We start from the raw sequence: 24,208 nt of genomic DNA on the forward strand, positions 1-24,208 counted from the left end.
TCGGCGAAAGGTAGGGAAGAGTAGTTCAGCACTTCGACCAGGCGAGTGCCGGGCCCATCGCGTAGCGCTTCCGCAGCTCGTCGGCGACCCGCCGGGAAGCGGGGGGACGGCCCTTCTTCGGCGCGGGTTCGGCCGGGCGTCCGCTGGGGGATTCCTGCACGGACACGAGCGAACTTTCGACGCCGCTCTGGACATCGCCCTGGGCCGGTGCGTCTGGGCTGGATTCACCATCGGACGGCAAGGCGGGGACGTTATCCGCCGGAGCCGCCGACTCCTCCCGCAGATGCCTCTCCAGCGAGTCGAGCCGGTCCAGCATGGGCGTATCAGGCTGAGGCAGCACCATCGTGGGATGGTCCCTTGGCGTCGTCTCCTGGATCAGAGCGCGCCGTGCCCGGGCGGGACTCGTGCCCAGCAGATGCATCAGATCGGCACACTGCCGGGTCACCTCCTCCAGGGAGGGGCGGTCCTCAGCCTTGTGCGCCAGCATGGCCGATACGACGGGGGTCAGCTCGGCGGGCAGCCCGGACAGGTCGGGGCCAATCTCGGCGTTGACCACCTGCGCGGCCACCGCCTCCCACCGCGCGCCGTCGTACGGATAGTGCCCGGTCGCCGCGTACAGCAGCACCGTGCCCAGCCCGTACACGTCAGCGGCCTGCGTCACTTCCAGCTCGCCCAGTGCCTGCTCGGGCGGCATGCAACGCACCGTGCCGATGACCATGCCGGCCTGCGTGAGCGACCCCTTAGATGCCCCGACGAAGGCCCCGAGACCGAAGTCGATGATCACCGGACCGAAGTCTCCGAGAATGACGTTCTGCGCCTTCAGGTCGCGGTGCACCAGACCCGCGGCGTGCACGGCGGCAAGCCCTTCGGCCAACAGCGCGCCAAGGCTCGCCACGAGTGGCGTGGACAGCCGACCTTGGTCCTTTACGACATCGGAGAGCGGGCGGCCAGGAACGTAGTCCATGGCCAGCCAAGGCTGCTCGGCGAACGGATCCGCCTCGATGAAACGAGCCACACGACCCGTTCCTGAGATCGTACGCGCCATCGTCGCCTCGCGTTCGAACCGGGCGCGCGTGTGCGGATCCGTGCGGTCAGGCCGGATCACCTTCACAGCGACTGGTTCACCCGCGACCGAGTAGGCGAGGTACACCTCCCCCATCCCGCCCGCGCCGAGCCGCCGCTCGACGAGGTACGGCCCGATACGCGACGGTATAGACGCGCCGCTCACCGCACACCCCCTGACTCCCGCAGCGAAAGCACACCCTCGCTCGGCGCATGCCCCCGCTCCGCCGTAGAAGAAGCGAAGCACGAGGGACATGGACACCGGCGAATCACCACTACAGCCTACTGATCGGCATCCCACAGGAGAAAGTGATCACATCGGACTGGGCCAGCCTCCAGGCTCATGTCCGAAATCAGGCCGCCATGGATGTGACTCAATCGTCTCAGTGAACACCATCCTGGTCCGTCCAGATCCTGCGGCGGGGCCGACAGATGTACGCGTGGGTGTCCTGAGAGCAGGCCCGGCCGACGAAGCAGGCTCACAGCCGGATCGGAATAGCCAGGGGCCCGGTTTCCATTGCTTCTCCTGTAGAGATCACGCAGAGGGAGACGCTGGTGACCGACCTGAAGCTGTTCCGGATGGATACCGACGGCCAGGACGTCGAGCTGGGCGGCTCGACGGTGGCGCTTGAGGTCGAGCTGCAGCGCCGGATCGAGCCCAGCAGGGAGGCCATGCTCGGTATCCGCTTCCTGGCGTCGGAGTACCCGACGGGGCCTTGGCACCGGGGCCGGATCGACTCGCTCGGTCTGGACGAGAACGGCACACCTGCGCTGATCGAATACAAGAAAGGCGCCGACAGCGGTGTCCTATCGCAGGCTGTCTCCTACCTGTCGTGGTTGGACTCCGCGCGTCACGAGTTCGAGGCACTGGTCAAGGACAAGCTGGGCCCCGAGGCCGCCGAGTCGATCGACTGGCGGAACCCTCGGATGGTCTGCATCGCCGCTGGCTTCTCGCACCACGACCGAGTCGCGGTGCACCGTCTGCGCGAGCGGATTGACCTGGTGCGCTACAGAGTCTTCGAGGGTGGGCTGCTGAGCCTGCTGCTGATCGAGTCCACGCCAGGATCTGCGAGACAGATCTCGGATCGGCGCCAGAGCCGCGAGCGGGAGGTCACGGCTGGTGCCGCCAGCAAGGACGGAAAAACGTCCGCTCCGGCGACCGCTACTCCGGGTGCGATTCCTGGCTGCCTGCAGGACCTGTACGCCGAGCTGGACGAGGCCCTCACCGCATGGGGCGAGGTCGAGGTGGCTCAGCTTCGGCACTACATCGCGTACCGCCGGATGGTGAACGTCGCTTCCGTCATCTTCCGTCCGAAGCACGAGGTGATCCTGGTCTACCTCAAGGTCGACCCGGACACGGTCGAGTTGGAGGAGGGCTTCTCGCGCGACATGCGCGGTATCGGCCACCTCGGGACCGGCGACCTGGAGGTGCGTATCGCCTCGGCAGCCGACCTGGAGAAGGCGGGACCGCTGATCCGGCGGGCGTTCGAGGCGGCCTGACGCAAGAGGGAGGGCGGCTGGTGCGCCGGTTTCTCGATGCACCAGCCGCCCTTGTCCGTCTGCGGTCCGTCGGCCCCGGTCCGGTCGCTCTCACGCTCATGCCTGCGGTCCTGCCAGGACGAAGTCGTCCTGGCTCAGCTCCGCTCGGAGCCTTGCCTCGGCGACGTCGGCGTAATGCGCGGAGAGCTCGACCCCCACGAACTGCCGGCCCTCGCGCAAGGCGGCTACGCCTGTGGAGCCGCTGCCGGTGAAGGGATCGAGGACGGTGCCGCCTTCGGGGCAGATCTGCACGAGCTGCTGCATGATCTCGACCGGTTTCTGGGTGATGTGGACACGGTCCTTGCGGGGCTGGGAGGCGATGAAGTGCCCTGGCAGGTAAAGATCCCGGTCCTTTTCGAGGCTGCCCTTGACGCCCCAGACGATGAACTCGGCCGACTGCTTGAACCCGCCCTTGCGGGGCCGACTGGCGGGCTTGATCCAGGGGATCGTTCCGCTCCAGGTCCAGCCCGCCATCTGCAGGGCGTCGGACGTGGTGGGCTCTTGGCGCCAGTCGGAGAAGACCATGGCGACGGAGTGCTCGGTCGCGGCCCGGTACGCCTCGGTGAGCAGCGCGGTCAGCCAGCTGCGATAGCTCCGCTGGTCGCGGTTCTCGCCGGGGAAGTTTTGCAGGTCGTGCGCCGATCCGGCCGTGACGTACTTGGCGCGGGCGGTGCGGCCGGTGCGGTCCGAGCTGGTGCGTCCGCCGGAGTTGTACGGGGGGTCGGTGATGACGGCGTCGACGCTCTCGTCCGGGAGGGTCTTCAGCACGGTGAGGGCGTCGCCTCGGTGCAGCGTGTAGCTCATGTGCGGGGCCTCTTTCAGGGCACGACGGGACTCCGGCCCGCCCCGGACGGCGGTCAACGACAGCCGCCCGGAGCAGGATTGCGCCGGAGGTTAGCCGCGTTTTCCGGCCGTACCTAGCGAGCCTGTGCCGTGGTTCGGGCCCGGTTCGGCGGTCGTTTGGTGCGGCCGGAATCCCGGTCTACTGTCTCGCCACGTCGCCGAGGCGGAGTCCGGCTCCACCCCTGCTGACCTGTGCTGATCCATGTTTCCGCGTCCAAGAACGCGGACCGGGTAGCGCGTTGACTACCCGTTCCCGAAGCCGTGAGGAGACCCGGTGCACCGCCTGAGATTAAGAGCGCGGCTGGCTGCCGCGCATGACCTGAAACCGGCGTCCGGGAGCTACCAACTCCTCCTGACCCGGGCCCGCCCTGAGAGGCGGGATTCACATCCGCGCGGTGTCGACGGCTTTGCACGAGAAGTCAGCACCGCGCCTCCTACGAACCGCGAGGAGTCGCTGTATGCAGCTCGCCCTGATACGCCCACGCCCTGACCCAGCTCCGCTTCCCGGTCGGGTTCTCGGCCCCGGCGAACGGCAGCGTCGATGAAGAAGACCACCGGAGCGGTCGTCGGTCTCTTCGCCTCCGGTCCGCTGCTGCTGGCCGTTCCGGTCCTCGCCATCGGGGCCGGGACTGCTTCGGCCTCCTGTTCGACCGGCGGTACACAGGCTGTGGATACCTCGGCCGTTGCCGCTCAGGTGAAGGCAATCCTGGACGGCGGCGGCAAGGGCACGGTCTCCGTGCCGGGCCTGGACGACCCGGCCGAACAGATCCCCAACGCCAAGACCATCCAGGCCACCGGCGTCGCGATGAACATCCCGGCCCGGGGCCAGATCGTGGCCCTGGCGACCGCCCTGCAGGAGAGCGGCCTGCGAAACCTCACCTACGGCGACCGCGACTCACTGGGCTTGTTCCAGCAGCGGCCGTCGCAGGGCTGGGGCACCGCGAACGAGATCCTCGACCCGGTGCACGCCTCGACGAAGTTCTACGAGGCGTTGGGAAAGGTCTCGGGCTGGCAGTCCCTGTCCGTCACCCAGGCTGCCCAGGCTGTGCAGAGGTCTGGCTTCCCCGAGGCTTACGCGAAGTGGGAGCCCCTGGCCACCGCCTTGCAGCAGGCGATCGAGCCGCTGCTGTCGAAGGCCGGCGGCACGTCGCCGAGCCCCTCGCCATCCGGCTCGGACAGCACGGCCAGTCCTCCGCCGAGTACCGCGGGCGGCTGTACGGCCGACGGGGACGGCACCGACTTCGGAACCATCCCGCCCGGCGCGGTGCCGGCCGGATACAAGATTCCGGCAGACGCTCCGCCCAAGGTCCAGACGGCGATCCGCTGGGCGCTCGGCCAACTCGGCACCCCGTACCAGTGGGGCGGGAACTGCACCGACTCCCACGGGAGCGACCCCATGGGCCGCTGCGACTGCTCCTCCCTGATGCAGCAGTCGTACAAGGCCGCCGGGGTCACCCTCACGCGGACGACCTACACGCAGGTCAAGGAGGGCAAGCCGGTATCGGTCGACGCTCTCCGGCCCGGTGACCTCGTCTTCACCGAAGGGACTGCCAAAGTCCCGGAACACGTCGGGATGGTCGTCGGCCAGGGCCTGATCGTGCACGCCCCGCGCACCGGGGACGTGGTCCGCCTCGCGACCCTCGCGTCCTGGAAGCCGCAGATTCTCGCGGCCCGCCGAGTCGTCTGACCGGCGCTTCTCTCCCTCCCCCTCCTGCACTGGCGCTTCGCCCCCTCGGGCTTTGGCGTGCACCAAATCGAACTGGAGTTCACACCTATGTACCTCGTCGACACGGTCGTCCAGCTCGCCTACGACCCCGGGATCAAGCCGAACGAGGGCGGGCTGCCGGGTCTGTCGGTCCTCAAGCAGGTGATGGGCTCGATCAACCTCTTCGGGATCATCGCCGTGGTCGGCGCGCTCGCCGTCAGTGCGGGCGTGTGGGCCTGGGGCCACCACTCCGGCGGCCACCAGGCCGAGGCCAACGGCAAGAAGGGCGTGCTGGTCAGCGCTGGCGCGGCCCTCCTGCTGGGTGCCGCGAACGGCGTGGTGGCGTTCTTCAGCACGCTGGGGAGCCAGGTCCGCTGATGTCTTCCCGCTCCACGAACCCCGGCGGCGCTTCTCTCGTACGCCGCCGGGCGCTGCTCGGCACCGCCGTCCTGGTGGTGCTCGTCGCCCTCGCCGGCCTGGCCGCCTACCTCACCCGCGACGGCAGGACCTCATCCAAGACTCCCGCACTCCAGGTGAGTTCGACTCCCCCCTCCGCTCCGGCCGCTTCTGCTTCCGCCTCGTCACGACCGCACGGCAGCCGTGGCGAACTCCCCGTTCCCCCGTCCACGCACGACCCGATCGCCTTCGGCAAGGCGGCAGCCGCGGCGCTGTGGTCGTACGACACCCGCGCCTACTCCCAGCGCGAGTTGGTGGCCGCCCTCCGCGGGTGGCTGACCAGCGAGAAGAAGTACGCCGACACCGCCTCGCTCGACATGCTCGTCCCCTCGCGCGTGCTGTGGAAGGAGATGGCCGCCAACGGCCAGTTCGCCACCGCCAAGGTGAACGAGGGGCACTTCCCCGACTCGTTCACCCAGGCCCTGCAGGCGGACCCCGGGGCGATCACCACTGCGTACGTCTACGCCGTGACGGTCTCCGGCAAACAGTCGATCGCCTGGAAAGGCTCGCCGCACGGCGGCGCCGAGAACCGCGTCACCACCCTCGCGGTCCAGTGCCGGCCCTCCCAGCCCTGCGCCCTGGCCGGGGTCCTGTCGGCCGTCGCTCCCTGACCCCCGTCCCAGAAAGGAGGTATCGACATGGGAGTCTGCGACTTTCCGCTGATGGACAAGGTCTGCGGCGCCGTCGACTTCGCCACCAATCCCGCCGGGACCGTCACCGACGGCATCGGGGCGTGGATCGCGAAGTCGGCGGGCGAGCTGGCCGCCAGCGCAGCCGATCTCGCCGCCGAAGCCGTCAACGAGACCACCGCCATCGATCTCAACGCCGGTTGGTTCCGGGACAACTACGAGCTGCTGTTGCCCATTGGTCTCGCCCTGACCGTCGGCACGTTCTGCATCCAGTTGATGCTCGCGGCCTGGCGACGGGACGAACGCGCCCTCGCCCAAGCCGCGATCGGCACGATGACCGGCGTCCTCTTCTCCTTCTGCGCCGTCGCCTTCACCTCCGTGGCCATCACAGTGGTCGACGCCCTGTCCGATGGCCTGTTCCAAGCAGCCAACAGCTCAGTGGACGACGCGATCCGCCGCGTCATCAAGGTCAACCAGTTGGGGCCCATGTACGGCCTCGGCTGGACAGTCCCAACCCTGGTCGCCTTCGGCTGTGCGATCGGCGCGTTCATGTACTGGGGCGTGATGGTCGCCCGCAAGGTCGGCGTCCTGATCATGGTCGCCCTCGCGGTCTTCGCCGGAGCCGGTGGTGGCTGGGAGGTCGCCAAGCGCTGGCGGCGGGGGTGGATCGAGGCAACCGCCACCCTGGTCGTGTCGAAACTGCTGATGACCGTGGTCTTCCTGATCGGCGTCTCGGTCATGGGTAATTCCGACGCCACAGACGGCATGGCCGCCCTCTCCGACGCGATGGCTGGCATCGTCGTGATGGTCCTAGTCCTGCTGTGCCCGTACGCCACCTACAAGTTCGTCCACTGGGCGAGTGACGGCGGCGGACACGACGACCTGCACCGTACCGGCGTCGTCGGCATGGCGGTCGCCGCAGGCGCGGCGAAGACCGCGGGCAGCCTCGCAATGCAGGCCAGCACCGGCACTCCCGCTCCGCAGGGGCCGAGCAAGGTCCCCGGCGCGGGCAGCGACGGTGTCGCCTCCGGCATCAACCCCACCGGCGGAAACCTGAGCAAGGAGGGCATCGACGCCGGACCTCCGAAGCCGCAGACCCGCTTCCGGTACGGCGAGGACCCGAACGCCTCCGGCGACAAGGGCCGCGCCCTGGTCCAGCGCCCCGGCATTCCCGCGCTGATCACACGGCCTGCCGACAGCGAAGCAGGAGGCTCCGAGGGCGCTCCCTCCGCCCCTCAGCCCGCTGGCGCGTCGATTCCGGGCGGCAGCTTGACCCGCGTAGGTGCCGCTCCGCCTGGTGGTCCCGCCGTACCACCGCCGCCCTCCACCAGTCCGTCGGCGACCGGCTCCCCGACTCCGACGAGCTGGGTCTACCCCGACCAGCCGCCGTCGGAGTCCTGACCCACTACCCGGGGGCGGGCTGCTTCCCTCCAGCCCGCCCCCTTCCCCGACCACACGGGTGGTGTCCTGCGATGACCTCCACGAGAGCGCCCCGCCTCCGCCTCGTCCTGCCCGCTCCCACTGTCTGGAACCGACATGTCTGACAACCGCCAGGCCGAAGCCACCACGGCCACCGTGAAGTTCCCGCACCGCAGCAGGCGCGGCATCCTGCTTGGCCTGACCGCCCCGCAACTGATCGTCGTGAGCCTCACCGGCCTGCTCCTGCTCGCCGTGATCCTCGCCCGTGGTGTGGTCGGAGCTCTCGCACTCATCCCGCTGTGGGCCGCCATCGCCCTGCTCGTCCTCGTTCGCTACCGAGGCCGGGCCCTGGCCGACTGGGCTCCGATCGTCACCCGGTACGTGCTCCGCCGGATGCGGGGCCAGTTGATCTGGCTCGTCCGCCCCTCCCGCCGCCCGGTCCGCGAAGGACTCCTCCACCTGCCCGGTACCGCTGCCAGCCTGCGCGTGGTCACCGCACCCGACCGCCGGTACGGCGCGGTCCACGACCCCCACGCCGGCACGCTGACCGCCGTCGTCAAGGTGTCCTCCCGCGCCTACGCACTGCTCGACCCGGGCACCCAGAACGCCAACATCAACGGCTGGGGCCGTGCCCTCGCCGCGCTGGCCCGCACCGGCCAGGTCGCCCGGATCCAGGTGATCGAGCGCACCGTACCGGACTCCGGCGACGCCCTTCGCCGGTACTGGGAGGAACACGGCCGGCCCGATGCCCCGGTGGCCGGCCAGGTCTACAGCGAGCTGGTCCAGAGCGCCGGCCCGGCCGCTGCTCCGCACGAGGCGTACGTCGCGGTCTCACTGGACACCAAGGCCGCGCGACGCCTGATCAACCAGGCCGGTGGTGGTCTGACCGGGTCCTTCAGCGTCCTGGCGCAGTTGACCTCGACCTTCGACCAGGCCGCGCGCACCGCCGGGCTCAACCCCACCGGCTGGCTCACCGCCCGCGAGATCGCGGCAGTCGTACGAACGGCGTACGACCCCAAGGCCCTTTCCGCACTGGACCGTTGGTCCTCCTCAGGGAGGCCCGAGGCCGAAGCAGCCGCAGCCGGCCCGGTCGTGGTCGTCGAGAAGTCGGACCACATCGCAACCGACTCCGCCGTCCACTGCACGTACTGGGTGGAGAACTGGCCCCGCACCGAGACGTCAGCGGGCTTCCTGCACCAGCTGCTGTTCACCGCTGGGGTGCGGCGGACCCTGTCGCTGTCGTACGAGCCGAAGGGGCTGGACGCTGCCTTGCGTGATGTCCAGCGCAGGAAGGCCAGTGTGATCGCGGACGCCGCCGAGCGGGCGCGGCGCGGCCAGGTCGACTCCGAAGCGGACTCCATCGAGTACCAGGACATCAAATCCCGGGAGCGCCAGCTCATCGCGGGCCACGCGGATGTCGCCCTGACCGGCCTGCTGACCGTCTCGGCCGACTCCGAGGAGGAACTTCGTTCCGCCTGCGCGGTCGTGGAGACCGCGGCGGTCGGCGCCCAGCTCGACCTCCGGCCGCTCACCTGGCAGCAGGCCGAGGCGTTCACTGCCGCCGCCGTGCCGCTCGCCCTCGCCGTCTGATGCCAGCCCTCCTCCCTTCCGAAAGAGCACCCCCATGTCCCGCACCGCCAGCCCGACCGCGCAGGACTTCGTGCCCTTCGCCACCGCCGCGCTCGACTTCCACCGCGCGCTCAACATGCCAGGCGGTCCACTCGTCACCACCCGCGCCGAACTGGACGCCCTGCACGCCCACCTCGTCTCGCTGCACGGCCTGCTCGATGCCCACGCCGCCCGCACAGGCCAGCTCGTGCCGATCGAGGGCGACCAGCTCAGCGCCGCCCGCACCCGGGTCTGGCAGGCCGCCGACCACGTCCACGCCGCCTACCACGCGGCCCCCCGGCCCGGCTCCGGTGAGGTCCCCGACCGCGAGGCGTGCCAGGCCGGCCTGCCGGAAAACGCACCGGAGCTGACCATCTGCCAGCGCCACCAGCGCACCGCGCACACGGTCCGACGCCGTACCACCCCGGCCGACCTCCACTCCCCGTTCACCGGCCTCGTCCGCCACTGACATCCCTGCCTTCCGTCTGGAGAATCGTTCATGCCCCGTATTCGCGCCAGCGCCTCCCACCTGTTCGTCCCCCGCAAAGCATCGCGGACCGAGCAGCGCGCCGCCCGAGCCGGTTTCGCTGAGGCCCGGCGCCAGGCCCGCCTCGCCGGAGCCCCGCCCAAGCGCCGCGCCGAGGAGAGCCTCGACCCGGAGCTGCGGCCGACCTATCCGCCGTCCGGACGCCCATGTCGGCGTACAAGCGAACGTGCACCACCTCGTACGGATGAAAGTGCACCATTCTTGATGCGGTGATGGGGTGCCAGCCGTGAGCCTGCTGCTGTCGTTTCGGGGTGGCAGGGAGGCCGCTGACGGTGGTTTTGGATCCACATCGCTGGCTGGAGTTGAGGCGGTTCCGGCCGCTGTACGAGTCCGGTGCGATGAGCTTGCGGGAGATCGCGAAGGAGACCGGGCTGAACCGCCGGACGGTCAGCAAGTACCTGAAGGACTCCGCGGCGGTCGCGCCGCCGAAGAGAGAAACAGCAGATCAGCGGCCTCGGCGGGTGGTGGATGAGGTCGCGCCGCTGATCGACGCGATGCTCAGGTCGGAGATCCTGCTCAAGGGCAGGGTGATCCACGACCGCCTGGCCCAGGAGTACGGGGTCGCGATCAACTACCAGCGGGTGAAGCTCTATCTGCAGGAAGCCCGGCCCCGGATCGCGGAGGAACTGGGCATCAGCCCGGGTGAGCTGGCGGGCCTGCACCGGCGCTTCGAGGTCGTCCCCGGTGCTCAGGCCCAGGTCGACTGGGGAGACGAGGGCAAGATCCTCGCGCATGTCGGCATCCCGAAGGTCTATTCCTTCCACATGACGCTGTCGTACTCGCGCGACCCGTTCTGCTGTTTCACCACCAGCCAGGACCTGGCCACGTTCTTCGACTGCCATCGGGCCGCGTTCGCGCACTTCGGCGGGGTGCCGATAAGTATCGTCTATGACCGCACCAAGACGGTCGTGCGCCGGCACGTCGCCCCGGGTGAGGCGGTTCCGCTGCACCCGGAGGCGGTCGCCTTCGCCGGCCACTACGACTTCGACATCGACGTGCTGGCCGCCTACCGGCCTCAGGGCAAGGGCCGGGTCGAGCGGCAGGTGAACATCGTCCGCGACCACGTCCTGGCCGGGCGGGCCTTCTCCTCCATCGAGGAACTCAACGCCGCCTTCGCCGCCTGGGTCCCGCTGCGGCGGGCGAAGGTCCACGGCACCCACGGTGAGGTCATCGGACACCGGGCCGTGCGCGACCACATGGCCCTGCGTCCGCTGCCGGCGGCCCCCTACGTGGTCGCCCAAAGGCACCTGCGGCATGTCGGCAAGGACTGCCTGGTCGCCTTCGACGCGAACCTCTACTCGGTGCCCGCCCGCAAGGTCCGCCCCCGCCAGCTAGTCGAGATCCGGGCCACGAAATCGCAAGTCAGCCTCCATTCCACCGTTCCCGATGCAAGCGGCCAGACCCTGCTGGCCATCCATCCGCGGGCCGTTGGCCGGGGCGCCCGCATCGTGGATGAGACGCACTGGGACGGCCTTCCCACCGGCGCAGGCCGCCGCGTCACCACCGGTGACGACGCTCTGCCCTCACCCCGACGCGGCCAGCCGCCGAAGGCGGAGGCCGGACCGCTGCAGGCTCTGCTGAACCGGGCCGCCGCCGCGAACGTCGAGGTCGGCCGCCGCCCGCTGTCGGTCTATGACGAGCTGACCGGCACCCGTCCCTTCACCACCCCGACCAAGGAAGCCCGTTGAGCGAGCTGACCAGCACCCGCATCCGCACCACCGCCGCCAAGCTCGGCCTGCCGCACCTGGCCGAGGCCCTGAACCAGTACGTCCAGCGGGCGGACGAGGCCAAGATGGGCTACCTCGACTTCCTCGACCTCGTGCTGGCCGAGGAACTCGCCGTCCGCGACGACCGGCGCTTCCGCAACGGTCTGCGGCTGTCGAAGCTGCCGCACCACAAGACGCTGGAGGACTACGACTTCTCCTTCCAGCCCGACCTCGACCCGCGCAAGGTCAAGGACCTGGCCACCCTCTCCTTCGTCGAGGACAAGGCCAACGTCGCTCTGCTCGGACCGCCCGGGGTCGGCAAGACGCACATCGCCGTCGCCTTGGCGGTCGCGGCCTGCCGGGCCGGCTACTCGATCTACTTCACCAGCCTTGACGACATGGTCCGCCACCTCAAGGCCGCCGAGGACCAGGGCCGTCTGATCAGCAAGCTCACCAGCTACCTCCGGCCCGCCGTTCTCGTGGTGGACGAGGTGGGCTACCAGCCGCTGGAACGGGCCGAGGCGAACCTGGTCTTCCAGGTCATCTCCAAGCGTTACGAGAAGGGCTCGATCATCCTGACCTCGAACAAGACCTTCGGCGAATGGGGCCAGGTCTTCGGCGACGAGGTCCTGGCCACCGCGATCCTCGACCGGCTCCTGCACCACTGCGAAGTCGTCTCGATCAACGGCAACAGCTACCGGCTCAAGAACCGCCTCCAGGCCATCGAGCGGGAGACCGACGTGGCCTAACCAGTGGTGCACATAACTTCGTACTCGGTGGTGCACTCACATAAGTACCTGGACAGCCCAAGCCTGGCCTCGGCACGCGGTGGCAAACTCCGCCTGCCCGCCCACCGGATGACCACAGCCACGGTGTCCGGGGCCTATCCCTTCCTCGCCGAGGGCGGCCTGGGAGCGGAGGGCATCTTCATCGGCCGCGACGTCCACGCGGAGGCCGCGTTCTGCTACGACCCGTTCTCGCTGTACAGCAGCGGCCGGGTCGAGGGCTTCACCAACCCCAACGCGGTCCTGGCCGGGATCATAGGCATGGGCAAGTCCGCGCTGGCCAAGTCCATCGCGACCCGGGCAATCGCCCACGGTTACCGGGTCTACGTGCCATGCGACCCCAAGGGCGAGTGGACGGCCGTCGCGCAGGCTCTCGGCGGCTACAGCATCGCGCTGGGCCCGGGGCTCCCGGGCAGGTTGAACCCCCTGGATGCCCCGGCCCGGCCTGCCTCGGTGAGCGAGGACGACTGGTCGACCGAGGTCCGCAAGCGCCGTCTCCTGCTCCTGGCCGGCCTCGCGCGCACAGTACTGAAGCGCGATCTCCAGCCGATGGAACACACGGCTCTCGATCTCGCGCTGGACCTGGTCGTCACCGAAGCCGAGGCAGGCGGCACAGTGCCCCTGCTCGGCGAGATCGCGCACACCCTCGGCTCGCCCGAGCGCCTCGACCGGGCTCTTGGCGACCAGGCCGGGCGTATGGGAGCCGCAGCGCAGGACCTCGCGCACGCCCTGCGCCGCCTGGTCCACGGCGACTTGAGCGGCATGTTCGACGCTCCCTCGACCGTGGCCTTCGACCCGACCACCCCGATGCTGTCCATCGACCTCTCCCGCCTGGGCGGCTCGGGCGACGACACCGCGCTGGTCCTCGCGATGACCTGCGCGAGCGCCTGGATGGAGTCCTCGCTCGCCGACCCGGACGGCGGCCGACGCTGGGTGATTTACGACGAGGCGTGGCGCGTGATGAGGCACGTTGGCCTGCTGGAGCGCATGCAGAGCCAGTGGAAGCTCAGCCGAGGGCTCGGCATCGCCAACCTGATGGTCATCCACCGGCTCAGCGATCTGCTGAGCGCGGGCGACGCCGGCTCGCGCGGCCGGGTGCTGGCCGAGGGCCTCCTCGCCGACTGTTCCACCCGCATCATCTACCGCCAGGAGCCCGACCAGCTCGCCGCAGCCGCGTCGCTGCTCGGCCTGACCGGTATCGAAACCCAGGCCGTGTCCGCCCTGACCAAGGGCCGGGGCCTGTGGAAAGTCGCTGGTCGGAGCTTCATCACGCAGCACATCCTGCATCCGGCCGAGCGTGAACTGTTCGACACGGACGCCCGGATGCATGCAGAACCCCGCGAGTTCACCGTAACTGACGACACCTCAGTTCATGAACCGAGCGGGGAGGCTCAGCAGTGAGCCCCCGTGGAGTCTCGGATTCCCGGTCCGGGCTCGTCCCTGGTCTCCGGTTCGGTTCGGTCGAGGACACCGCCCAGCTCCAGCGCCACCCGACGGCCGGCCCGGCCACGAGTCCGGACAGCGGCTCACCGGCAACTGACGGAAACGACCGCCTCGCCGCAGCCCGGGCCGAGGAGTTCACCGCCCTGTTCCGCGAGGCCGTCACGGAGGACTTCGGCGCGGTGGCCCGCCTGAACCAGATGCTCGAAACCGCCTCCGAGTGGTGTCGCGTCCACGGTGCCCGAAGCAGCGCGTCCGAATTGGACGCCATCGCCTCCCGGCTTACCGACCTCGGCGAGGAACTGCATCTCGTCGCGGAGAACGTCGAACACGAGATCCACTCCCGGGCGCACCAAGCGGCAGCAGCAGCCCGTCTCTCGCCGGCGGCGTCGACCCGGGAGACCTCCCCCGGCCAGCGGAACGACGCTCCGTCTCCTCTCCCAGCATCCGTCACGCGCCCGCTCCCGCGTTCGCGGTGAGGCACCCGTACAGAAACGAGTAACGACCATGCCCGCCTCTCCCGACTCCTCCGCCACCCCCGACTGCCAGCCGCAAGACGTCGACGAACGAGCGGCATGGCGGGCGCGTGTCCAGGCCCTGGCCTCCGCCGCTGACGGCATCAGGCAGGCTTCGGACCAGTGGGACGCGGTCTCCGACTCCTACTGCGACGAGGACGGCTGGCCCGTCGATGAAACCGGCCACGCCGACGGCAAGGTGGCCCGGGACGCCGCCGCCTGGGAGCACGTCGAGACCTTCCTGGCCCACGGCCCCGAAGTCCTCTCCGGTGTCCGGTCAGCCGCGCAACCGGCCGACTACCTTGACGGCCCGATCAGCGCCGACCTGCTGCGCCTGCGCGGGATCGACTCCGTGCTGGAGCGAGCAGGCGAGATCCGCCGCGAGTGGGATCAGGTCATCGCGCTCATGGAGGGGTGCATGCCCGGGTCACGGGAGCTCTACGAGGAACGAGCCCGCGAGATCCGCAACCCCGAAGGCTGGCATTACGCCGACAAACTCCGTTACAGGGGAGCGGCGTTGGCCAGAGCTGCCGATCACCTGGCCGACCGGATCAGCGATAACCAGTCCGCGCACACCGGGCGTGTCCACGCGGCCCTGGCCCGATCCGCCTCAGGCCAGCACGGTGCCTCTCCCACTTCGCCGCCCGCCTCGGCGACGTCCGACCCCCCTGCCATGCGCCGCTCGCGCTGAAACCTCTAGCACCGACCTCCGGCGAGGCCAAACCGTCCGATCGCCGGATCCTCGACGAACGCCACCATCCCTGCCGTCCCCGCCCGGCTGCGGCTTGCCGCCGCCGTCGACCGCTGGGGACGGCCAGCCACGGAGAAGCCAACATGCCCCCCGATCGGACCCTGGTCACCCTCCAGCGGGAGGGCACACGCATCACAGCGCGCACCAGCGAACCCCACGCCCGACATGGCGGCAGCATCCCCCGTCTGCTCGCCACCATCGACACTCGCCTGGACCAGCTCTGCCTGCCGCCCCGACCGGAACCGCGGCGACCTGCCCACGTGTGCGGCACCGACGCGGTGCATCCAGTCGGCGTCGCACACGGGCGAATTCGTCGCCGCACTGAGCGAGCTGACTGCTCCCGGTGACGGCGTTCTCCAGCGCGTCGTGGAGTCCCTCAACACGACGGCCGACTGGTGGGAGGGCCGAACCCTCAGATCCCCACTACGCGAACCGGCTGCGCTACATCGCCCAGAACCTCGACCCCTACGCGTTGGATATTCGGTCCATGCGCGGCGAACTGGCCGACCGGGACACCGCCCCCGGCAGGCTCCAGGTTCGGGTGGACCAGGCTCGCCCCGGAGGAACCGGTGGCCTCCCGGGTCGCCGCCGCTCTCGCGGTCTCGCCGACCGCACGGCGCACGACCCAGCCCCACTGCCGTCAGCTTCAGCCGCACCTCCGTCCTGTCCTACCGCCCGGCCCTCCTCCGCGCCCGGTCGCTGACCGTTGCCCAGCTTGGAGCCCGCCATGTCCCGCCCGCACCAGCAGAACCGTCCCCACCCTCGACCGCCCCGCTCCCCCTGCGCCCATCGGATAGATCCGCCATGCCCAACTCCGAGCACGACCTGCTGCCCGACATCGCGGTCGGCCGCCACCCCGACTTCGGCATCGTCGCCGCCAACCCCAAGCAGTTGGCGGCAAGCACCTGGATGTTGCAGGGACTCGACTTCCGCCCCGTCCCCGACCACCCCAGCCTGTACGCGCTGGCCAACCAGCACAATGATGGGCAGGGCCGCACCACCCGGGCCGTCGCGCTACTGCGCAAAGCCGGCTACCGGGTCGACGTGGACGCCGCGTTCGAACCCTCGCCGACCTCCGGACCAGCGCCCGCCCACGACCGGCCCACACGCACCGAGCCGGACGTCGCGTTCGCCGAGCATCCGCAGCTCGGAGTGGTCGCCGCCACCGCCGACGGTTCCTCCGCTCTCGGCGGCCCGCTCATCCTGGAAGAGCACGGCTGGCGGCACAACCCGGGCCTGGACATCTACACGCTGCCCAGCACCACACGCCGCAGCGTGGCGCTCGACAAGGTCGCCACTTCCACGCTGGCGATACACCGGGCCGACCTCCGGGTGGCCGTGCAGCCCCTCCTCGCCCAGGAGGTCGCCGCGCGCCACTCATCCGCGCCCATGACAGCAGCGCACCACCAGCGCTTGCAGGGCGTCACCAATCACAGCTTCCTCATCAGCGCCGCCGCGCTCGCCGCCAGCCCCGCCCGCGCCGACCTGCCGGGTACGGCGCCGGTGACCATCCCCGCCGCCTCCGGTCCAGCGGCCCGCCCAATGGACCCGCGCACCGCGTTCTCCCGTAACCGCTGACTCAACTACCGCAAGGAGCAGCTCTCATGGCCGCTGCTGGTACGGCGGGAAATCCCAAGATGCGGAATGCCCGGTGCCGCACCGGTGTTGCCCGGCGCCGACAGTGCCCCGCCGGTGCGCACACGCCGACGGCGAGGGCAGTCATGCGACTCTCATGCTCTCGTCCGCGTGGCCAGAACAGGAAACACGTCGCGCCTCACACCCGCTCAGGTCGAGCTGAGCGAGGACTTCCCAGCAAGGTTGCCGCCCAAAATTCCACCGCCAAAGACCCGCCGACTCGGGCAAGAAGACGGAGCCACTCAGTGGCAGAGTCGGGCTGACGGTCTATCCTCAAGTAGAAGCCCTGACCGCGGACTTCATGGAATCGGTCTGAATCTGAGGGTGCGGCGCCGCCGCTCACGTTCTTGGGCATGGAGGCAGGACACCGCAATCGCAGGCAATTCTCCAGATCCACGGATACCGGGACACTCGAATGAGTGAAGAGTACGGGAGCGGCCACCCTCCCGTACTTCCCTATGCACTGCTGGGACAACCCCTGCCCCAAAGGCGCGCCACCCCGTGCTTCTTGGCCCGGGATTACTCCTCGGCTCACCCTGCTTGCTGCTACATGGCCATACCCGTTTGCGCTTACCCCACCTACTCCTGCGCCCTTTCGCTGCTGCCGACATGGATCTTGGCGCTGGTCCTGCCTAGGTTGCGCCTGCTTGGCCGGAGACTCTGGAAGCCCGGCCAAGGGGACCATCAGTCGGACGGAGTGTCGTAGCGCTCCGGGTTCGTCGGAGCGGGGCTCCTGCAACGGCGGCAGCGTATGAACCAGCCGACCGCCCCAAGAACCAGCCCGCTGACCAAGCTGCCAAGGAACTCGGGCAGCGCAGCGGTGAGCACGTTCACCGCGTTCTCCGTGTGGTGCGCTCTGCCTCCGCAGCCCGGTCGGTGTGACGTTCACCCAGTCTGCTGAGCTTGCGGCGCACCCTCTCCCCAAACTTCCGTTCCCAGCCGAGCTCGTTGGCTACTACAGGCCAGGGACCACCATGCTCAGCCCACTCCAGCGCCATCGTCAGCTCTTCAGCGCTTAGGTACTTCAGCACCGTGGACACCCGAGCATCTGTCTCCTTGGACAGGAGATCCTGCTCGGGCGTCCAGTGCTCAACCAGCAGGTCTGCGATGGTTCTCGCCTCGTCTACAGGCTGCGCTAGAAGAACCGTGCGCTCCCCTTTGATTCTTCCCTCCCACACCGGCTGCAGATAGCGGTGCTGGACATCAGCATGGCGCCGTAACTGGTCATGCACGTACGTCTTGGTGACCGTACCTGTACCAAGCAACGCCACCCAGTCCCCAAGCAGCGCCATCTCGACAGCTTCACGCCAGCGAGCGGGGTGTTCCAAGCCGAGCACCTTCCTACTGAAAGCGTCAACAGTGTCGCTGTTTCCTTCGATGACAGCGTTCCGCGCAATCAGCGCCGCGGCCAGCGCCTCAATGGGACGCACCAGGAACGGCCGACAGAGCACCCTGTTCAGCTTGAGCAGCATGCCCACAATCAGTCCTGAAGCCAGCGGAGAGAGGACATTCCTCTCAAAGTCCTCCACACGTTGGGGGCCAGTCTCATCCCCGGCAAGACCACCCCCTCCGACGAGGGCACGCAAGTCACAAATGCACTCCCTGACCTTCTCAATCATGTGGAAGGTCAGGGAAGCAAGGTGCTCACGCCAGACGACTCTGGGCCCGTCGCTACTTTCGAACTCTGCTTCGAACGACTTCATGGCCCGCGCCAGGGAGTCAAACACGGCATCAACGTCCGCTTGAAGCGTGGCGGCTTCTGATGTGACCTGACTGCTCACTCGGGGCTCCTCCTGAGCTGAGGTGAATGGGGCTTCTCTACCTAGGCTCGGGAGCACCCCGATCCGGCAATAAATCTTGCAACCAGCGCCGTGATGTGCGTCACACTCGTCGGTAGAGCCTCCCCGTGCCTCTGCGACTGGCTTCGGGCATAGGTGCCAGCCACCATCGCGCCGTTGCCGGATTGCGGCGGGTGCCTACCTGGTAGGACTATTCGACTTTGGCCCCCAGTGATCGGCTCCGCCTCAAGTTGATCGAGCGCGTGGCCTGGCTCATCGACAGCCAGCTGCTCGCTGAGCTTCCCCGCTCACTTCATAACTTGGTCGAGTGACGCGAGGAGTAGCTCTGGCTGCTTCCAAGAATCCCCATCAGCGTCACCGGCATCGAGGCGTATGACGATCCCGCAGCCTGCGGATGGGCGGCCCTGCGCGACACGACGGGCTCGACATCACCGACAGAGTCATCCGACAGGATGACCGCTGCGCCCAGCTGCACAAGGACGCGTCCTTTGCGCGCTCGGCCTGCGTGGACTCCCTACAACCAGGACCTCGACGAGCCGCAGTGGCCTCAGGCACCTACCACTCATCTCCGGCCGGGCCAAATCGCAGATTCCGCGGATCCTCTTTCCCTGATGGCCCAACCACCCGGGCTCCCGTTCACCACTCCCCTTCGAGGTAGACGCCGTGATCGCCCACCTGCAGCGTGCCAGCCATACCGTCGGCCTCCTTGAGTACCTGTACGGGCCAGACGAGCGCGGCAACCACACCAACCCCCGCCTGATCGCGGGGGACGGCCACGGTGCCCCGATCGAGATGCTCGCCCAGACCGACGCGCCGGCGTACCTGGCCCACGCCCTCGACGCACCCGTCGAGCGCCTCGGGACCCGAGCTCCCGAGCGGCCGGTGTGGGTCTGCTCGGTCCGCTCCGATCCCCGGCACCCCGACCCGACCGACGCGCAGTGGGCCGAGGTGGCCCGCCGGATCGTGGCGGCCACCGGCATCGCCCCGGAGGGCGATCCGGACGCCTGCCGGTGGATCGCCGTGCGCAACCAGCCCCGGCAAGTGCACGTCGTAGCAACCCTCGCCCGCGAGGACGGCAGCCTCCACAACGCCTACCGCGACGCCTTCCGTCTCCAGACCGAGTGCCACCACATCGCCACCGAACTCGGCCACCTGCCCCCGACCCCGCGCCCCACACCCCGCGCCCAGGAGACCCACGTGCCTGCCCACAAAATCACCATCAGCGCAGAGCCCAGCGGCAGCGTCTCCGCGAAGGGCGCCAGCGACGACCTGTCCGCCACGCTCCTCAAGCACGCCGGTTTCCAGCAGATCGAGGACTGGTACGGCCGCCGCCACCGCCTGGCGACCACCACCCCGCAGGCTGAGCGCGTCGCCATCGCCTCCCACGCAGCCGAGATGCTCCGCGCCGCCCGGTACAGCGTCGAGCTGGACCCCGACCTCGACACGAGCCGGTTGACCAGCCCGGCCAACCCTCTCGGGCTCTACGCCGCCGGAGCCGAAGTCCTGCGGCTGACCGACCAGATCAGGGCCGCCGAGAACGGTGCCGGCCTTGCCCAGGCGGTCGATCACCTCCTTCATCCCGAGCACGGCGTCCTGGAACGCCTCCGGGAAGCTCTGGAGACGGCAGGCGAACAGATCACCGACCTCGACGACGAGGCGTACGCGCTCGCCGACCGGTTCGGCTTCGCCGCGGAGTTCGTCAGCGCAGCGCAATCAGAACTCGTCGAAGCGGGACGCGAACTGCATCGTGTCAACGACTCTCAGCAGGACCACGCCGGGGCGCAGACGCAGTCCCCAGCCCCGCCCGACGCACGAAACGCGGCTCTCGCCTCGTCGCCCGCGGCGGACAGGGCCAAGGCGTCTTCGGCGCTCGGAACTCCGTCTCCGGAGATCGGTACCGCCGTAGGTGCGCCGCAGGTCGCCAGCCCTCGGACCCGTTGATCCCGGTCTTCTCCCCTCGTACCCCCTTCGGCGGTCTGATGCGCACCTACCTCATGCGGACAGCCATCGATGCTCTGGCCAGCACGTCCGCCGTCAGACCGGCCAAGGTCCGAAAGGTCTGTCCAACCCACCCGGCACCGACCCACGCACCGCGCCCAAGGAGGAACAGTGCCCGAGTTCTACCCGAGCATCGGCGAGGCCGTAGGCGCCGCGATGCAGCACAACATCCGGCTTGCCTACGGCCACAAAGCGTCCGGCCCCGACGCGTCCCTGCAGGCCCGACGCCTGCCCCACCCGGCGGCCGACGCGTACGCCGTCCCGGGGATGATCGCCCGGCTCACGGAGACAGCGACTCCCCATGAGGTCGCCGGAATCATCGAGGAGGTCAACGGAGCGCTCGGGGCCCTCCCCCAACTGACCGAGCTCGTGGCCGCAGGGGCCGACTGGACCCGAGCCCGTCTGGCCTTCGAGAACCCGCACCACAACCCGACCTTCGAGACCTGGACACGGCTGGCCGCCGCCACCCGCATGCTGCGGGACGTCCAGGAGGAACTGGCAGTCGCCGGGGACATGATCGCCGCGTGCCCTGTGCAACTCAGCGACCCCAAGTACCGCGACGAGGTGCCCGCACTGCGGACCAGGGAGCAGCTCAGCGATGTCCTCGGCAACGACGCGGTCGCGGACGACGAGCCGCCCGCCACCCAGAACCCGGAAGCGGACCGATGCCGAGCCGCCCGTGCCTCCTCCCCGCACGCCGGCACCCAGCGGACCGCGCCCTCCGCCGACGCGACTTCCGAACCACCCACCAGCGCCTCACCGCCCCGGTCGCCGCGCACGCGATGACCTCGGCCTGACCTCGACCGCCGCCCCCTTCCCGGAGCAGGAGCTGCCCCGATGACCACCAGAAGAGCGCCGCGCGCCCCGCCTCGCCCTGTCCGCTCTCCCTGCTTGGACCCGCCATGCCCGTACCGCGTACCAGCGCGCCCTCGACCACCACCGGCTCCGACGCGCTCCTCTACCTCCTGTTCGGCGTCCTCGGCGTCGGCACCGCCTTCGGCTCCCTCGCCTGGCTGACCGGCAACCTCACCAACTCTCTCGTCGGCACCGGCCCCTGGGCGCCGTTCGAGGCCACCAACGCGCTGTTGCACCCCGACGTGCTGTGGCCGCACCTGAGCCCCACCGCTCTGCTGGTCGGCGCGCGGCTCGTTCCCGGGCTGCTCTCCGTCTGCCTCACCGTCACCGGCCTGGTTGTGTGGCTGCGGCTGCGCGGCGGTGCGAAGAACGGCCTCGCCCTCAGGCGGGATCTCGCCCCTCTGATGAACAAGGAGATCGCCGCCAAGGCGAAGAGCCTGCGACCGAGCCTGTCCGGCCTCAAGCCGAAGGAGGTCGCTCCCGCGGACCGCGGGATCCTCGTCGGCACGCACTCCCCGGGCCGGGCCGAGGTCCGCGCCTCCTGGGAGGACGTGATCGTCGCGATCATGGCCCCGCGCTCCGGCAAGACGTCCGGGCTGGCGATCCCCGCGATCCTCGCCGCTCCCGGCCCGGTGCTGCTGACCTCGAACAAGGCAGCGAACGATGCCTTCACCGCGACAGTGGACGCCCGCGCCGAGGTCGGCACGATCTGGACGCTCGACCCGCAGCAGATCGCCCACCACCCGCGCGAGATGTGGTGGGACATCCTCGCCGACGCCCGCGACCTGGCCGGGGCGAAACGTTTGGCCGGGCACTTCGTCGCCGCCAGCGTGGACGAGTCCAGCGGTGCCGACTTCTGGTCCACTGCCGCGAGCAACACGCTGGGTGCGCTGTTCCTGGCCGCCGCGAGCCATCGGCGCCCGATCACCGATGTCCTGGCCTGGCTTGCCTCCCCCGCTGACCGCACTCCGGTGGACCTGCTCACCGATGTCGGCCACGAGGCGGTCGCCGCTCAGCTCCAGGGCACCGTCAGCGGGGCCACGGAAACGCGGGACGGCATCTATGAGACGGCGCGGCAGTACGCGAGCTGCCTGCTCGACCCGGACGTCGCCGCCTGGGTCACACCAGACAAGCGTCTTCCCGAGTTCAAGCCCTCGGCGTTCGCCACCTCCCGCGACACGTTGTACCTGCTCAGCAAGGACGGCGGCGGCTCGGCATCGGCGATCATCGCGGCGGCGGCCGACGCGGTGATGCGCGCGGCCGTGGTCGTCGCCGAGCGCTCCGGCGGGCGGCTCGACCCGCCCGCCCTGTGCGTCCTCGACGAGGCCGCCAACGTGTGCAAGATCTCCGATCTCCCCGACCTGTACAGCCACCTGGGCTCACGGGGCGTGATCCCGATGACGATCCTGCAGTCCTACCGGCAGGGCCAGCGGTGCTGGGGCGAGGCCGGCATGGACGCACTGTGGAGCGCCGCCACGGTCAAGATCGTCGGCTCCGGCATCGACGACATCGACTTCGCCGACAGGCTGAGCCGCGCGATCGGGGAGCACGAGGTGCGGACCGTCTCCGTCTCCCGCTCCGACAGCGGCAAGTCGACGTCCGTGTCCATGCGCACGGAGCGGATCCTCGCCCCCGACGCGATCCGTGCGCTGCCCAAGGGCAAGGCACTCCTCCTGGCCACCGGCCTACGTATCGCGCTGCTCGACCTCAAGCCCTGGTACAAGGAGCCGTCGGCGAAGACCATCGCGCCTGCCTCCGCCGCCGCCACGGCCACCATCACCAACCGCGCACTCGCGAAGGCGAAGAACTCCGGCTTCGGGCGTGCGGCATGAGCGGGGTCTGGGACGTCCCCGCCGCCGAACGCGTCGCCGCCCTCCGGCGCGAAGCAGCCCACCACCCCGAGTCCGGCGCGCAGGAACTGTCGGATCTGGAACTCCTCAACCGAGCCTACGAGTCCGCCGTCCGCGACCGGATCGACACCCACGACGCCTACATGCGCCTGCTCACCGATCTACGCCACCACGACGACCAGGTCCGCGCCGGGGCCGTGGCCGGCTTCCGCCCCCAGATCGACCGCATCGCCCGCCACGTCGTCAACGAACACCTCAAGCCCTACTGGCAGTTGGTCCACCGCGTCGAGCACCTGTCGGAACGGCTCTCCGCCGGGGACATCAAATCGCTGCGGTCCCAGGCGGCGTCGGTGCGGCACTGGCTACGCCAGGACGGGCCCGCCGAGGACCGGCTCGACCCCGGCGACGCCCGGGAACACCTCAGCGCCCTGCGCACCGTCCTCGCCGCGCTCAAGGGACGCCGGGACGTCTCCACGGACGACGCGCTGCGGCTCATGGACGCGGCTCTCAACGACGGACCGCTGCTCGACCTGTTCGAGGTCGGCACACCCGAACCGCTACCCGAGCCCGCCCCACCCGCCTTCGTCGGACCCGGCTGGACAGTCCACGCCCACATGTGGACCTACCAGCCGGCACCCGACGACGGCTTCGTCACCGCCGTCCGGCTCGGCGACGAATGGCGTATCGACCTGTGGTCCCCCGCCGGCCCCCTCCTCGCCCGCGGCACCGCACCCGAGAACGACGTCGCCGCCCTCGCCGAAGCCCTCGTCGCCCGGGCGCCGGCCTGGACCGCGGACCGCTCCGACTACGCCTGGCGCCGCTTCACCGACACCGCCAACGCCCTCCGTCACACCGACGACACCTCCCCACGAGTCCGAGCCGCCACCGCACGCACCACGACACCCCGCCCCACACCGCACACCCCACCGCCCACCACGTCATCCCTCCCGGCGTCCGCGCAGACGGCCCTCGACCGCGGCCGTCGCCGCTGACGGAGGGCACGCCGCTACTCGGCCCGGCGTATCCGCACCGCAGTCGTCGGCCTCTGGACCAGGCACCGATCGAC

19 protein-coding genes and 2 pseudogenes are annotated in these 24,208 nt (G+C 69.6%); 17 read left to right on the top strand and 4 right to left on the bottom strand.

The features are described 5' to 3' along the window. Nucleotides 1–25: 25 nt before the first annotated feature. Nucleotides 26–1,228 (bottom strand): serine/threonine-protein kinase, encoded by a 1,203-nt coding sequence (locus ACFQZ6_RS10195; protein WP_381606866.1) that lies wholly within the window; start codon nucleotides 1,226–1,228, stop codon nucleotides 26–28. 413 nt (nucleotides 1,229–1,641) lie between these two features. Between ACFQZ6_RS10195 and ACFQZ6_RS10200 the strand changes: the two genes are divergently transcribed. Beyond that, nucleotides 1,642–2,562 carry a DUF5655 domain-containing protein gene (locus ACFQZ6_RS10200; RefSeq protein WP_381618194.1) on the top strand — a complete coding sequence of 307 codons (921 nt, stop codon included), beginning with the start codon at nucleotides 1,642–1,644 and terminating at the stop codon, nucleotides 2,560–2,562. A 96-nt stretch (nucleotides 2,563–2,658) separates the two neighbouring features. Here ACFQZ6_RS10200 and ACFQZ6_RS10205 read toward each other — a convergent pair whose 3' ends face one another. Continuing rightward, nucleotides 2,659–3,405 carry a DNA-methyltransferase gene (locus ACFQZ6_RS10205; RefSeq protein WP_381606868.1) on the bottom strand — a complete coding sequence of 249 codons (747 nt, stop codon included), beginning with the start codon at nucleotides 3,403–3,405 and terminating at the stop codon, nucleotides 2,659–2,661. A gap of 580 nt (nucleotides 3,406–3,985) precedes the next feature. Here ACFQZ6_RS10205 and ACFQZ6_RS10210 point away from each other — a divergent pair. The 10 genes and pseudogenes from ACFQZ6_RS10210 to ACFQZ6_RS10255 all read left to right on the top strand — a co-directional run. Next, nucleotides 3,986–5,131, top strand: coding sequence for a C40 family peptidase (locus tag ACFQZ6_RS10210; RefSeq protein WP_381606870.1), 1,146 nt, complete (start codon nucleotides 3,986–3,988; stop codon nucleotides 5,129–5,131). An 87-nt stretch (nucleotides 5,132–5,218) separates the two neighbouring features. Then, complete coding sequence (locus tag ACFQZ6_RS10215) at nucleotides 5,219–5,527, top strand: DUF6112 family protein (protein ID WP_067020063.1); 309 nt, start codon at nucleotides 5,219–5,221, stop codon at nucleotides 5,525–5,527. Further along, on the top strand, nucleotides 5,527–6,216 hold the full coding sequence (locus tag ACFQZ6_RS10220) for a hypothetical protein (protein WP_381606872.1): 690 nt from the start codon (nucleotides 5,527–5,529) through the stop codon (nucleotides 6,214–6,216). Before ACFQZ6_RS10215 ends, ACFQZ6_RS10220 begins: the two co-directional genes overlap by 1 nt. 27 nt (nucleotides 6,217–6,243) lie before the next feature. Then, nucleotides 6,244–7,635 (top strand): SCO6881 family protein, encoded by a 1,392-nt coding sequence (locus tag ACFQZ6_RS10225; protein WP_381606874.1) that lies wholly within the window; start codon nucleotides 6,244–6,246, stop codon nucleotides 7,633–7,635. 135 nt (nucleotides 7,636–7,770) lie between these two features. Next, nucleotides 7,771–9,243, top strand: coding sequence for an SCO6880 family protein (locus ACFQZ6_RS10230; RefSeq protein WP_381606875.1), 1,473 nt, complete (start codon nucleotides 7,771–7,773; stop codon nucleotides 9,241–9,243). 34 nt (nucleotides 9,244–9,277) lie between these two features. Then, nucleotides 9,278–9,730, top strand: coding sequence for a DUF6238 family protein (locus ACFQZ6_RS10235; protein ID WP_381606877.1), 453 nt, complete (start codon nucleotides 9,278–9,280; stop codon nucleotides 9,728–9,730). Between the two features lie 30 nt (nucleotides 9,731–9,760). Beyond that, a pseudogene (locus ACFQZ6_RS10240) lies at nucleotides 9,761–9,955 on the top strand (ATP-binding protein); the annotation flags it as partial. A gap of 191 nt (nucleotides 9,956–10,146) precedes the next feature. After that, the gene (istA, locus tag ACFQZ6_RS10245; RefSeq protein WP_449334067.1) at nucleotides 10,147–11,496 is read left to right on the top strand and encodes an IS21 family transposase; all 1,350 of its coding nucleotides are present in this window, start codon (nucleotides 10,147–10,149) and stop codon (nucleotides 11,494–11,496) included. Next, nucleotides 11,493–12,263 carry an IS21-like element helper ATPase IstB gene (gene istB / locus ACFQZ6_RS10250; RefSeq protein ID WP_381604214.1) on the top strand — a complete coding sequence of 257 codons (771 nt, stop codon included), beginning with the start codon at nucleotides 11,493–11,495 and terminating at the stop codon, nucleotides 12,261–12,263. The genes istA and istB overlap by 4 nt, the downstream gene beginning before the upstream one ends. A gap of 57 nt (nucleotides 12,264–12,320) precedes the next feature. Continuing rightward, nucleotides 12,321–13,700 (top strand): annotated as a pseudogene (locus tag ACFQZ6_RS10255) (ATP-binding protein); the annotation flags it as partial. Nucleotides 13,701–13,825: 125 nt separating this feature from the next. On the opposite strand, the gene ACFQZ6_RS10260 reads toward ACFQZ6_RS10255, so the two are convergent. After that, entirely contained in the window at nucleotides 13,826–14,071 is a 246-nt protein-coding gene (locus ACFQZ6_RS10260) for a hypothetical protein (RefSeq protein ID WP_381606880.1), read from the bottom strand. A gap of 175 nt (nucleotides 14,072–14,246) precedes the next feature. Between ACFQZ6_RS10260 and ACFQZ6_RS10265 the strand changes: the two genes are divergently transcribed. Both ACFQZ6_RS10265 and ACFQZ6_RS10270 read left to right on the top strand, forming a co-directional pair. Then, nucleotides 14,247–14,945 (top strand): hypothetical protein, encoded by a 699-nt coding sequence (locus tag ACFQZ6_RS10265; RefSeq protein WP_381606882.1) that lies wholly within the window; start codon nucleotides 14,247–14,249, stop codon nucleotides 14,943–14,945. An 864-nt stretch (nucleotides 14,946–15,809) separates the two neighbouring features. Beyond that, entirely contained in the window at nucleotides 15,810–16,583 is a 774-nt protein-coding gene (locus ACFQZ6_RS10270; protein WP_381606884.1) for a hypothetical protein, read from the top strand. Between the two features lie 887 nt (nucleotides 16,584–17,470). On the opposite strand, the gene ACFQZ6_RS10275 is transcribed toward ACFQZ6_RS10270, so the two are convergent. Further along, nucleotides 17,471–18,421 carry a hypothetical protein gene (locus tag ACFQZ6_RS10275; RefSeq protein ID WP_381606886.1) on the bottom strand — a complete coding sequence of 317 codons (951 nt, stop codon included), beginning with the start codon at nucleotides 18,419–18,421 and terminating at the stop codon, nucleotides 17,471–17,473. 681 nt (nucleotides 18,422–19,102) lie between these two features. On the opposite strand from ACFQZ6_RS10275, the gene ACFQZ6_RS10280 reads away from it, so the two are divergent. From ACFQZ6_RS10280 to ACFQZ6_RS10295, 4 genes are all read left to right on the top strand, one after another. Next, nucleotides 19,103–20,380 carry a hypothetical protein gene (locus tag ACFQZ6_RS10280; RefSeq protein ID WP_381606888.1) on the top strand — a complete coding sequence of 426 codons (1,278 nt, stop codon included), beginning with the start codon at nucleotides 19,103–19,105 and terminating at the stop codon, nucleotides 20,378–20,380. A gap of 168 nt (nucleotides 20,381–20,548) precedes the next feature. Further along, complete coding sequence (locus tag ACFQZ6_RS10285; protein WP_381606890.1) at nucleotides 20,549–21,223, top strand: hypothetical protein; 675 nt, start codon at nucleotides 20,549–20,551, stop codon at nucleotides 21,221–21,223. Nucleotides 21,224–21,339: 116 nt separating this feature from the next. Then, nucleotides 21,340–23,124, top strand: coding sequence for a type IV secretory system conjugative DNA transfer family protein (locus ACFQZ6_RS10290; RefSeq protein WP_381606892.1), 1,785 nt, complete (start codon nucleotides 21,340–21,342; stop codon nucleotides 23,122–23,124). Then, nucleotides 23,121–24,134 carry a hypothetical protein gene (locus ACFQZ6_RS10295; protein WP_381606894.1) on the top strand — a complete coding sequence of 338 codons (1,014 nt, stop codon included), beginning with the start codon at nucleotides 23,121–23,123 and terminating at the stop codon, nucleotides 24,132–24,134. Before ACFQZ6_RS10290 ends, ACFQZ6_RS10295 begins: the two co-directional genes overlap by 4 nt. The last annotated feature ends 74 nt before the right edge of the window (nucleotides 24,135–24,208 follow it).

Source organism: Streptomyces flavalbus (genome assembly GCF_042674625.1).
Lineage (GTDB): Bacteria > Actinomycetota > Actinomycetes > Streptomycetales > Streptomycetaceae > Streptomyces > Streptomyces flavalbus.

Bases quoted from the DNA above. Each gene is read 5' to 3' on its own strand.
- ACFQZ6_RS10200 (WP_381618194.1), top strand. From the start codon at position 1,642: ATGGATACCGACGGCCAGGACGTCGAGCTGGGCGGCTCGACGGTGGCG.
- ACFQZ6_RS10205 (WP_381606868.1), bottom strand. From the start codon at position 3,405: ATGAGCTACACGCTGCACCGAGGCGACGCCCTCACCGTGCTGAAGACC.
- ACFQZ6_RS10210 (WP_381606870.1), top strand. From the start codon at position 3,986: ATGAAGAAGACCACCGGAGCGGTCGTCGGTCTCTTCGCCTCCGGTCCG.
- ACFQZ6_RS10215 (WP_067020063.1), top strand. From the start codon at position 5,219: ATGTACCTCGTCGACACGGTCGTCCAGCTCGCCTACGACCCCGGGATC.
- ACFQZ6_RS10220 (WP_381606872.1), top strand. From the start codon at position 5,527: ATGTCTTCCCGCTCCACGAACCCCGGCGGCGCTTCTCTCGTACGCCGC.
- ACFQZ6_RS10225 (WP_381606874.1), top strand. From the start codon at position 6,244: ATGGGAGTCTGCGACTTTCCGCTGATGGACAAGGTCTGCGGCGCCGTC.
- ACFQZ6_RS10230 (WP_381606875.1), top strand. From the start codon at position 7,771: ATGTCTGACAACCGCCAGGCCGAAGCCACCACGGCCACCGTGAAGTTC.
- ACFQZ6_RS10235 (WP_381606877.1), top strand. From the start codon at position 9,278: ATGTCCCGCACCGCCAGCCCGACCGCGCAGGACTTCGTGCCCTTCGCC.
- istA (WP_449334067.1), top strand. From the start codon at position 10,147: ATGAGCTTGCGGGAGATCGCGAAGGAGACCGGGCTGAACCGCCGGACG.
- ACFQZ6_RS10265 (WP_381606882.1), top strand. From the start codon at position 14,247: ATGCCCGCCTCTCCCGACTCCTCCGCCACCCCCGACTGCCAGCCGCAA.
- ACFQZ6_RS10270 (WP_381606884.1), top strand. From the start codon at position 15,810: ATGCCCAACTCCGAGCACGACCTGCTGCCCGACATCGCGGTCGGCCGC.
- ACFQZ6_RS10290 (WP_381606892.1), top strand. From the start codon at position 21,340: ATGCCCGTACCGCGTACCAGCGCGCCCTCGACCACCACCGGCTCCGAC.
- ACFQZ6_RS10295 (WP_381606894.1), top strand. From the start codon at position 23,121: ATGAGCGGGGTCTGGGACGTCCCCGCCGCCGAACGCGTCGCCGCCCTC.